The 8,962-nt window shown below is 32.0% G+C and carries 18 protein-coding genes and 1 pseudogene; 1 reads left to right on the top strand and 18 read right to left on the bottom strand.

Going from position 1 to position 8,962, the window contains the following annotated elements:
• Positions 1 to 165 precede the first annotated feature (165 nt).
• The 12 genes from ACEW7V_RS01050 to ACEW7V_RS01105 all read right to left on the bottom strand — a co-directional run bounded on the left by ACEW7V_RS01050 (position 166) and on the right by ACEW7V_RS01105 (position 4,214).
• Positions 166 to 642 carry an FAD-dependent oxidoreductase gene (locus ACEW7V_RS01050; protein WP_374695604.1) on the bottom strand — a complete coding sequence of 159 codons (477 nt, stop codon included), beginning with the start codon at positions 640 to 642 and terminating at the stop codon, positions 166 to 168.
• Positions 643 to 793: 151 nt separating this feature from the next.
• Entirely contained in the window at positions 794 to 973 is a 180-nt protein-coding gene (locus tag ACEW7V_RS01055) for a 2-oxo acid dehydrogenase subunit E2 (RefSeq protein WP_374695725.1), read from the bottom strand.
• Positions 974 to 1,013: 40 nt separating this feature from the next.
• Positions 1,014 to 1,205 carry a 2-oxo acid dehydrogenase subunit E2 gene (locus ACEW7V_RS01060; protein ID WP_374695726.1) on the bottom strand — a complete coding sequence of 64 codons (192 nt, stop codon included), beginning with the start codon at positions 1,203 to 1,205 and terminating at the stop codon, positions 1,014 to 1,016.
• Positions 1,206 to 1,507: 302 nt separating this feature from the next.
• A complete protein-coding gene (locus ACEW7V_RS01065; RefSeq protein WP_374695605.1) occupies positions 1,508 to 1,693 on the bottom strand; it encodes an E3 binding domain-containing protein in 186 nt (61 codons plus the stop codon).
• Positions 1,693 to 1,902: a biotin/lipoyl-containing protein gene (locus ACEW7V_RS01070; RefSeq protein ID WP_374695606.1), complete on the bottom strand. Its 210-nt coding sequence runs from the start codon at positions 1,900 to 1,902 to the stop codon at positions 1,693 to 1,695. The genes ACEW7V_RS01065 and ACEW7V_RS01070 overlap by 1 nt, the downstream gene beginning before the upstream one ends.
• A gap of 335 nt (positions 1,903 to 2,237) precedes the next feature.
• Positions 2,238 to 2,447: a hypothetical protein gene (locus tag ACEW7V_RS01075; RefSeq protein WP_374695607.1), complete on the bottom strand. Its 210-nt coding sequence runs from the start codon at positions 2,445 to 2,447 to the stop codon at positions 2,238 to 2,240.
• A gap of 76 nt (positions 2,448 to 2,523) precedes the next feature.
• Positions 2,524 to 2,718 (bottom strand): transketolase C-terminal domain-containing protein, encoded by a 195-nt coding sequence (locus ACEW7V_RS01080; protein ID WP_374695608.1) that lies wholly within the window; start codon positions 2,716 to 2,718, stop codon positions 2,524 to 2,526.
• Positions 2,719 to 2,723: 5 nt separating this feature from the next.
• Complete coding sequence (locus ACEW7V_RS01085) at positions 2,724 to 2,855, bottom strand: hypothetical protein (protein WP_374695727.1); 132 nt, start codon at positions 2,853 to 2,855, stop codon at positions 2,724 to 2,726.
• The gene (locus ACEW7V_RS01090; RefSeq protein ID WP_374695609.1) at positions 2,848 to 3,063 is read right to left on the bottom strand and encodes a hypothetical protein; all 216 of its coding nucleotides are present in this window, start codon (positions 3,061 to 3,063) and stop codon (positions 2,848 to 2,850) included. Before ACEW7V_RS01090 ends, ACEW7V_RS01085 begins: the two co-directional genes overlap by 8 nt.
• A 616-nt stretch (positions 3,064 to 3,679) precedes the next feature.
• The gene (locus tag ACEW7V_RS01095) at positions 3,680 to 3,811 is read right to left on the bottom strand and encodes a thiamine pyrophosphate-dependent enzyme (RefSeq protein WP_374695728.1); all 132 of its coding nucleotides are present in this window, start codon (positions 3,809 to 3,811) and stop codon (positions 3,680 to 3,682) included.
• Positions 3,808 to 3,930, bottom strand: a complete 123-nt coding sequence (locus ACEW7V_RS01100; RefSeq protein WP_374695729.1) for a hypothetical protein — start codon at positions 3,928 to 3,930, stop codon at positions 3,808 to 3,810. Before ACEW7V_RS01100 ends, ACEW7V_RS01095 begins: the two co-directional genes overlap by 4 nt.
• A 2-nt stretch (positions 3,931 to 3,932) precedes the next feature.
• Positions 3,933 to 4,214 (bottom strand): thiamine pyrophosphate-dependent enzyme, encoded by a 282-nt coding sequence (locus ACEW7V_RS01105; RefSeq protein ID WP_374695610.1) that lies wholly within the window; start codon positions 4,212 to 4,214, stop codon positions 3,933 to 3,935.
• Positions 4,215 to 4,778: 564 nt separating this feature from the next.
• Here ACEW7V_RS01105 and ACEW7V_RS01110 point away from each other — a divergent pair.
• On the top strand, positions 4,779 to 5,009 hold the full coding sequence (locus tag ACEW7V_RS01110; protein WP_374695611.1) for a hypothetical protein: 231 nt from the start codon (positions 4,779 to 4,781) through the stop codon (positions 5,007 to 5,009).
• A 1,435-nt stretch (positions 5,010 to 6,444) separates the two neighbouring features.
• Here ACEW7V_RS01110 and ACEW7V_RS01115 read toward each other — a convergent pair.
• The 6 genes and pseudogenes from ACEW7V_RS01115 to ACEW7V_RS01140 form a co-directional block, all read right to left on the bottom strand.
• A complete protein-coding gene (locus ACEW7V_RS01115) occupies positions 6,445 to 6,633 on the bottom strand; it encodes a hypothetical protein (RefSeq protein ID WP_374695730.1) in 189 nt (62 codons plus the stop codon).
• A 39-nt stretch (positions 6,634 to 6,672) separates the two neighbouring features.
• On the bottom strand, positions 6,673 to 6,903 hold the full coding sequence (locus ACEW7V_RS01120) for a hypothetical protein (RefSeq protein WP_374695612.1): 231 nt from the start codon (positions 6,901 to 6,903) through the stop codon (positions 6,673 to 6,675).
• A 287-nt stretch (positions 6,904 to 7,190) separates the two neighbouring features.
• Entirely contained in the window at positions 7,191 to 7,475 is a 285-nt protein-coding gene (locus ACEW7V_RS01125; RefSeq protein ID WP_374695613.1) for a hypothetical protein, read from the bottom strand.
• Complete coding sequence (locus ACEW7V_RS01130; protein ID WP_374695731.1) at positions 7,445 to 7,765, bottom strand: phenylalanine--tRNA ligase beta subunit-related protein; 321 nt, start codon at positions 7,763 to 7,765, stop codon at positions 7,445 to 7,447. Before ACEW7V_RS01130 ends, ACEW7V_RS01125 begins: the two co-directional genes overlap by 31 nt.
• Positions 7,766 to 7,773: 8 nt before the next feature.
• Positions 7,774 to 7,971 (bottom strand): phenylalanine--tRNA ligase beta subunit-related protein, encoded by a 198-nt coding sequence (locus ACEW7V_RS01135; protein WP_374695732.1) that lies wholly within the window; start codon positions 7,969 to 7,971, stop codon positions 7,774 to 7,776.
• Between the two features lie 874 nt (positions 7,972 to 8,845).
• Positions 8,846 to 8,962 (bottom strand): annotated as a pseudogene (locus tag ACEW7V_RS01140) (hypothetical protein); the annotation flags it as partial.

The raw sequence follows: 8,962 nt of genomic DNA on the forward strand, positions 1-8,962 counted from the left end.
TTTTTTTTTTTTTTTTTTTTTTAACGTCCCTATCCATACCATTTAGAATAGTGAAACTTTGTCTTCTAAAATAGTCACTTCGCTACCAAAAGAATTAAAAATAGTTGCAGAATTCACTCCAACTAACACCGCCTCCTACAATAGTAACTTTGGAAGGATAGCTTTCTAGTTGTAGTAATTCTTTACTAGTTTTAAGAATGCCTTTTGATAAACTTCTTGGGCACCTGGAATAGGAGGAACAAAAGCGGTACTGCCTGTTGCAATAATTAATTTTTGGGTGTGCAATAAGTTAGTGTCTACTTGAACTTCGCAAGGAGAAAGAACACTTGCAAAACCATGGTAAAAATCAATTTTATTTTTTTTCAGGAGAAAAGATATACCTGTAGTAAGTTGGTACAACAATTTTATTTTTGCGTGATAAAATGGAGGACCAATCAAAAGAAACGCCGTTTTGTACTTTAATTCAAAATCCGCACAAAGTTTGATATCTTTATACATTTTGGCACTTTTTAAATAAGCTTTGGTAGGAATACAGCCATAATTAAGACAAATACCACCTAATTTATGTTTTTCTACTAAAGCAACTTTAGCACCATTTGAGCAGCACAATCGTTGGCCAACGTATCTACTCAGGACTTCCACCCAATCACTTCAAAACATCATAATTTTTCATAATTTGCCCTTGGTCTTTCTGTTGAGATTAAAAGCAATAAAGTAGGAGTATTTAGCAATTCTTTAACGCGTTTTAAAAAATCTACTGCCATCAGCACCATCAATAATACGAGGTCAATTGCTAAGGAAAGAGGAAGCATGAATCTGCAATTACAATTTGACTGTTTTCAACTACAGGTTTTTTGGTGATTTTTCCTACTCCTAAAATAGCTAATTCAGGGTAATTGATAACTGGAGTGCCGTAAGTAATATCGATAGAACCAAAAATTAGTGATAGTAAAAGTTCCGTTTTGAAGCTGATTTAATCTTTCTACTTTTCTTTCTCGGTAAAGTGACTTTGGCTACTTGTTGTAATTGTTGTGCCATTTTCTAAAAGAGATTAATTGTTGGATGGCGTATTTTGATGTTGGTGCAATTAGACCGTCTTTGGTATCAACTGCTACTCCTAAATTAATGAATTTTTTGTAAGTAACTTCTTCTTTAACGTCATCATAACTAGCGTTAAATACTGGGAATTCTTGTAAGGCGGCAATCGCTACTGCTTTTCATGATAAAAGCCATAAAAAGTTAATTTGATTCCTTGGGATTGTGCTTGATCTTTGGCTTGTTTGCGTAGTGTTACTAAAGCAGTAATGTTTACTTCGTCCATTAGAGTAGTTTCTGTGGGATTTTGCCTTTGGAAAGAACCATATTTTTTGGGCGATGGCTTTTCTGAAGGCGAGAAATTTTTACTACTTCTGTTTCTTGGCTAAATGTGGCAAAAGTTGTGGTGGGGGTTGGTTGTTCTTGGACAAAAGGGGTTGTTGGTTGAGCTTATAAAGGGTTAGTTGCGTTTTTATACATCTACTTTTAAGATTTTTCCATGTACACCTGTTCCTTTAATGGTTGAAAGGTCAAGTCCTAGTTCTTTGGCTAGACTTTTTACTAATGGAGTAGCAAGTACTTTTTGAGGTGGTAAAGAGGTTTTGTGCGGATGTTTGTGCTTGTTGGGTGTCGTTTTTTTCTGCAGCAGCAGTTTCATTAGGGTTTTTGAGAAGAAAACTTTTTAACATCTGCATCAGTGTCACCTGGTTCTTGGATTAAAAAGATAGTATCTCCTACGCAAATAACTTCACCTTCATTAAGGTCTCTTTTTAAGATTTTTCCTGCTACAGGAGAAGTTAGTTCGACGTCTAATTTGTCAGTTTCAACTTTAACTAAAACTTCACCTTCTTTTACTTGGTCGCCCACTTTAAAAAACCATCTTGTAATTTTACCTTCATGAATGCTCTCTCTGCCGACATCCAATGAATTTAAATTCAAACATATTTTTATCTCCTTGATTATAATGCAGTTTAGTTTGGTTGGGGTTTTGTTGTTTGGTTTTTTTAGTTTTTAATTTTTATTTTGGTATGTGTTTTGGTTGCTGGTTGCGGTTGTGATTGTGTTTTTTAGTTTTATTTAGATATTTTTAAAGTTTTTTAATTTGATTTGGAAGTAGCTTTAATGTAAGTTGTTTTTCGGGACAAAAGAAAAGGGTTGGGTTTCCTTTATATTTTTATATCCCCTTATATCTTTTTGTTATCTTATTCGCAAACCACTTTTTTAATAGCATCAGCTATTTTTTCAGGCTTAAAAAACTGATAATGTTCTGCTTTGGCTAAAGGCATTGTGATATCATTTCCAGTAAATCTCTCTTGCAGGGAGCTGCATTCAGCAGAAAGCTTTCTCTTTTTTTGTCTGTTAACTAAAGCCATTAATTCTCCTGCAGGTCCGTAAAGTTTTACATGCTTCATGAACTACTAAAAAGCGTCCAGTTTTTTAACAGATGTAATTACAGTTTCTCTGTCAATAGGATTAATAGTTCTTAAATCAATTAGCTCTAATGGAAACATTAGGATAAAGTTGTTTAAGGGCTAATAGTGTTTCTAGTACCATTGCTCCCCAAGCTACAACTGTAATGTCTGTGCCTTCTTGAACGACTTTGGCTTTACCGATTTGGACTTCGTAATCTGTTTCGGGAACTTCTGGACGGGGAACCACGATAAAATTCTTTTTAGGTTCCATGTAGACTACTGGATCAGGTCGTTAATAGCAGCCATTAATAAACCTTTAGCGTCGTAAGGATTAGATGGAATAACTACTTTAAGACCAGGAACAGAGCCTAAAATTACTTCTAATGATTCGGAGGATGTTCTAAGGATTTTTACCCCCCAACTGGAGGACTCTTACCACCATAGGTACTGTGTAATTACCGCGACTACGGTTACGCAAACGGGCTGCGTGGGCAACAGGGTCTTCTAGTCCTACAAAAATAAAAACCATCGCACCGATTTCTGCAACTGGTCTTTTCTGTGCGTTAATGGCAAGTCCGATAGCACTTCCGATAATAGAAGATTTCTCCTCCAGCAATAGGGGTATTAAAAACGCGAGTTTCTCCAGGCATTTGTCTTGTAGGCCTTTAGTTACGCGGAAAAACGCCGCCTAATTTTCTCACATCTTTGTCCAAAAGAACTACCGAGGATCTTTTGTTAACTTGCTATCTAAAGTTTGATTAATTGCATCTAGTAATGTCATTGAAGCCATTATTATTTACCTTCCTTTGTGTTGAAAAAAGCTTGCATTCTTCGTATTGTTCTTCTAATTGAGGAGTCATTTTTTCTAAGTGTATACAAAAATATCTTTAATATCAATGTTGTTATTTGTTTGTTCTACTTTTTGGTAAGCAAACAACTTCTTTGGTTTTTTCAAATTATTCTACTCTGTTTTTGAGTTAGATAACCTTATTCATCAAGTATTTTTTGAAAAACGTACAATTGGGTCTTTTTTTGCGCTAATTTAATTCTTCTTCTTGCTACGGTAAACATAAGCATTATCATTAGTGGAGGTGCTTTCGACGATAAGAAACATTTTCAATTGAAAGTAGGTCCGTTTCCTTTGCGCGCTTCGTTTAAAGGCTTGGCTGTTAGCTTACAACAGCGTAAAATAAGCTGTTGGTTGCCTACTTGCATGCCAGGAATCTACGTTATTAACATTTTTGAGCTAAAGTTTTAGCTTTGGATACTTTGTTACGAGGATTAGAAATAGAATACTGGTTATTTTGAATAAATACTACTGATGGTACTCCAAAAACAGCAGCATAGTTAAGACCTGCATTCAGCTCTTCGTGTGCAGTTCCTCACGTCTCCAATAGTTTGCAATAGTTACTTCTTTTTTATTTTGCATTTTGCTTGCTAAGGCAAGTCCTGCTCCTAAATTAACACTAGAGCCAATAATAATGTTTAGCTGGTAAAATACAACTTAGGGTCTAGTTGAGAGCCTTTTTCATTTGCCATACCAGTAAAGATAAAATTGGTACAAAGAAACTCCACGGTAAAGAAAATTCCTGCATCACGATAATAAGGTGATACCCAATCTTGGGGTTCTAAGGCAACGGCAGCGACACCTACTTTGAGATGCTTCTTGCCCTGAGTTAAGTAAATAGTTTCCCATAATCGTCCTTGGCGTTGATATTTTAAGGCTGCTAAATCAGCTTGTCTACCTAAAACCATTGTTTTATACATTTTTAATAAAACATCTTTAGATAATTTTGGTTCTAATTCGGGTTGTACAAGTTTGCCATTTTCGTCAAGTATTTGGAATTGTTTGCCTTTTGAAATTCAAAGCCCTTGCGAACAATTCCAACATTTGCTTAATATATGTTTTATTTATATTAGATTTGTTTTTGATTAAATGTATTATATCTTTATTGTGTTACTAAATATAATTAATTTATGTTATTTGATAATATACATCTACACTTAAATTGTACTTGAAATTAAGACAAATGATGAAACAAAATAATGAAAAGTGCAAAGTTTGAGATAAAAAAAAATGCCATATATTATAATATATTAGTATTTCAATTAATATTTATTTATTGTTGATGATGTCAACTGGTTTTGTTAGACCATTTTGAGAATAATGAAAGATATAAATAGTAGAGTCATGAAAAAGACTAACTAAGCCATTAATAAATTAAATAAAAGAGAATCTTACAAAATGATTGAAAGCTAAATATGGTGATGTAAACCATAATAAATGCCTTTATTTTTTTCGAATTTACTAAAGAATTAACGAAAACCATAATGTCATTTTCACTTTCAAGAATGAATAACAGTTTCATATCGAAAGATGAAAATAATATAGATGCATCTTTAAACCAAAGTAAAATACTTAATAATAATACAAAAGTTAAAACCATTTGGAATAAAGCAAAAAAGAATGCTTCAACTAAAAAGATTTTACCAACATTAACACCATTAGAACCTAAAGCTCTTAGAATACCCATTTTTTATTTTGAAGTTTGGCACTCATAGAAAAATAAAGAAAAGCATAATCATAGCACCTGGAACAGATAAAATCCAAACCCAGAACATAGGGCTACTTATAATTTTGAATAGTTTTAAAAGCTATTTGCACAACACCAACAAACAAATATAATTTACATACTTTATATCCTTCAAATAATTCATACATTTGATATATTTTATCACAGATTCTGAACCATTTATAACTCAAAAATGTAAAAGCAAAAAACATAAAAACAAAAGTTGCAATAGCAGTTACTAAAACACAATGCCAAGAAAAACTTTTTATTTCTTAAAACTATTTAAAGCAACCTTAGCAACAACAAACGAAAAAGGCAAACAACTAGGAAAAGATATAAAATCAGTGTCTTGTTGTACGACGTGTCTCATCAGTTTACCAAAGTTTTCGTTATGATTTTTAAAGTTGCTAGTTAAGTTTGCAATCATTTCCATTGCAAGAACTTGACCTCTTAAATACTTCTGTTTTTTGTCTTTGCTTTTTTTAGTAGTGTTCTTTTTCTTGTCAGTATCTGATATGACTTTACCATCTTTACATCTCTAAAATAAGATCAGCATATTTAAGTAAGCACTTTCGCTATCATGAGATACAATAACTACTAATTTTCTTTACTTAAATTTTTGAAGTAAATCAAAAATGGGTTCTGTTTCGAATCTAGATTTCCTGTAGGCTCATCAGCAAAGACCATTTTATTTTTTCACCAAAGCACGGACAATAGCAACACGTTGTTTTGTCTCCGGAAAGTTCATGCCACCTTCTATTTAGGAATGAAACATTCAATCCTACTTCTGATTCATTAAATCATTAATTAAGGAAACATCTGGTTTTTATTTTGTAATTGTAATGCTAAGACAATATTTTCAAATACATTCATATCTTCTATTGTTGAATTTTGGAAAATAAAAAACCAATCATTCGCATTACGATAATTATTCAAATATTTTTGATTAAAAGTTGTAATAGGAACTTTGCATACTCAACTACGCCGCCGTTTGCAACATCAATGCCGAGCAAAACATTTAATAAAGTGATTTACCAGAACCTGATTTACTTCGCGATAAAGATCCATACCTTATCAGGTAATTTTAAAGAAACGTCTTGTAAGGCCATCGTCATATTACCGCGTTTAGTAACGTAATTTTTGCTTAAATGGTTGACATTAAACATTTTTAAAGACTCCTTTAGTTGTTTTGTTGTTTTATTGATTAAAAAAAATTATAATTATGACAAATGTAAAAAGGCAAAAGATAAAAGGGTAAAAACTAATTTAACTACCCTATTATTTTACCACAATTATTATATTTGCATATACACTAAAAAGCAATATTTTTTTATCTAATTTCAATATGAAAGTGTTTAATCAAATTAGAAGAATTTTTTCCATATAATGTTCTACATCTTGTTTTTCTAAAGTTTTTACCCAAGTTATTGAAAAAAGTCTACAAGTAAGAGAATGTTTTTCTTTATTGTAGGTATTTGATAAACATCAAATAATTCACATTTGATTAAATCAAAAGGGGTAGTTTGTTTAATGGTTTTTTCGATTTGATAAAAGGAATATTTGGTATCTACTAAAAAGGCTAAATCACGAATAACAGTAGGAAATTTAGGAATTGGTTGGAAGTTAAACGTTTTTGTAGTGTTAAGAGAATTTCATCCGTTAAAAAGTTCACAAAGAAAACTTTCTTTAAGTGGTATTTGTGTATTAAGTTGGGGATGTGTTTTTCCGATAACTCCTATTATTTGATTGTTAAATAACAAATCGGCTTGCATTCCTGGATGAAAATTACTATGTTGTTGTGTTTTTTGATAAGTAAGGGTAATGCCTAGAAAATAGCACTTTTTTTCAAGGATGCCTTTGTAACAAAAAAGAACTTGAAACATCTTGTTTTAAAGCACAAGTAATTTCATGTATGACCACCAAAAGCAAAAGCAAGTATCTAATGTTTCTTGGTTGGGAAAATAAGTTTTTCCAATTTCAAAAAAGTAGTATCAAAAAGTTTGTCGTTTGTGCTGATAGCTTAAAAAAACTTCCATCAAACTACTTAGCAACTTTGTCTTAAAATCATTTTGTCTTGGTGGACAAAGGATTCATTATTTTTGATAAAGCGGTTTTTGAGGAGTAAAAAGCTCAAACATATTGGTTTTTCACTGAACTGTAAGTAATAGTTTCACAAAAATCCCCAAATTAAACAAGTTATTTGCGCAATTTCAATATTTTTTTGTTTTAAGGTTGATTTTCCGCGAGTAGGGATTTGAATTGTTTGGGGAGGTAATTTATGGCAACCATAAAGTCTAGTTAAATCAGAAATGACATCTTCTTTAATTTTGACATCATAACGACGTAAAGGAGCTTGGAGGTTTAATTGTTCGTTTTTGTTCTGTGGTCCTAAATGTTTGGATGTATGTATCTGATAATCTAGGTTTAATAACCAATTTTTGATTTGGGTAGGCACAAAGAAACGCCAATTTTTCTTGTAACAAAATCAAGTTTCAAAGAAATAGTAGGATTGGTACGGTTTTTTTGTTTTGTAATTACAGGTTGGTAAGTAATTTTGGCATCTGCTAAAGTGACTAAAAGTTGGCATGCTTTTTGAAAAGCTAAAGGAATAAGACTTTGGTCAATGCCTCTTTCAAAACGTAGGGAACTTTCAGTTTTGGTTTTGAGTTTTTGACAAGTTTGGGCAATAGTTTGGGGCGAAAAATAAGCAGCTTCAAGAATAATTTTAGTAGTTGTAGGTTTAATGCTACTTTCTAAAGTCCTACAATACCAGCTAGAGCAATGGCTTTTTTGCCATCTGTAATAATTAAATCATTTTCATCCAAAACAAAATCATTTTGGTTAAGAGTTGTAATATTTTCTTGTGGTAAGGCTTTTCTAAATCCTTTGATTTGTTTGATGTTTTCAGAATCAAAAGAAACAGTAGGGGAATACCGTATCTGATTAAAAATTAATTAGTGATGTCAACAACATTGTTGATTGGGTTGATGCCTGATTGTAAGAGGGAGTTTCTGCAACCATAAAGGAGAAGGTTTGATTTTGATGTTTTCCAGGATACAAGCGTTGTATTCATATAACAACTGTCGTTTTCAATTTGGACTTTTAAAGGAGATTGAGGGCAAGTTTGCAAAAATCGGGGTTTAATTGGGGAGCGTTTTTGGGGTTGTTTGGTCTTCGCTGTTTTTTGTTTTGTAGTTGGTTGCTTTTGTTTCTGATTGTTATTGGAACTTTGAGAAGACAAAACTGCTTTGAGATCTTGGCAAAACCTAGGTGAGATAAAAGGTCACCACGATTGGGTGTAAGCTCCTAATTTAAGATAAAAACAATCAAGTCCTAAAGGAATTAAAGTATTACTTCCCAAAACAATTTGTTCGTTAAATAACAAAAAGATAAATTCTTCTTGTTCTTGGGGAGTTAAAATTTGGTACTAATTCCCCAATTCTTCCAAAGCACAAAGCATTCCTTCTGAAAAACTCCATAAATTTTTTTGTTTTTATGGGTGGCGTTGATGCCTTCCAAAAGAACCTTCTGGAAGCTACAATAACTTTTTTGCCATTTTGTAAATTAGAAGCTCCACAAACAATTTTGACTACTTTTGTGCCAGTGTTAACTTCCTACTAAATTTAATTTTTGGGAACCTTTAATTTTTTGAAAGTTAAGAATTTGCCCCCACCACTAAATTAGTGTTTTTGGATAGGGGAAAAATTTTGCACTTCGGTAATATAATTTTTAGTTAAGTCAGAAATATTTTGGGAAAGGCGAAAAATGGTTTTTTAAAATATTTTCAATAATTTTCATTGTTGGCAGTGTTCCTTGTAAATTGTTTTAAAAGCGAATATCATTAGTATAAAAATGTCTAATATTGTCAATTTGATATTTAATCATAGCAGCAATACGTGTAACTGAACGAAGTACAAGTGATTTTTAAAACTGAACGAAGTA

This window comes from Areca yellow leaf disease phytoplasma, from assembly GCF_041920595.1.

Bases quoted from the DNA above. Each gene is read 5' to 3' on its own strand.
- ACEW7V_RS01110 (WP_374695611.1), top strand. From the start codon at position 4,779: ATGTCATTTTCACTTTCAAGAATGAATAACAGTTTCATATCGAAAGAT.
- ACEW7V_RS01080 (WP_374695608.1), bottom strand. From the start codon at position 2,718: ATGGAACCTAAAAAGAATTTTATCGTGGTTCCCCGTCCAGAAGTTCCC.
- ACEW7V_RS01075 (WP_374695607.1), bottom strand. From the start codon at position 2,447: ATGAAGCATGTAAAACTTTACGGACCTGCAGGAGAATTAATGGCTTTA.
- ACEW7V_RS01065 (WP_374695605.1), bottom strand. From the start codon at position 1,693: ATGAAACTGCTGCTGCAGAAAAAAACGACACCCAACAAGCACAAACAT.
- ACEW7V_RS01105 (WP_374695610.1), bottom strand. From the start codon at position 4,214: ATGTATAAAACAATGGTTTTAGGTAGACAAGCTGATTTAGCAGCCTTA.
- ACEW7V_RS01120 (WP_374695612.1), bottom strand. From the start codon at position 6,903: ATGTTTCAAGTTCTTTTTTGTTACAAAGGCATCCTTGAAAAAAAGTGC.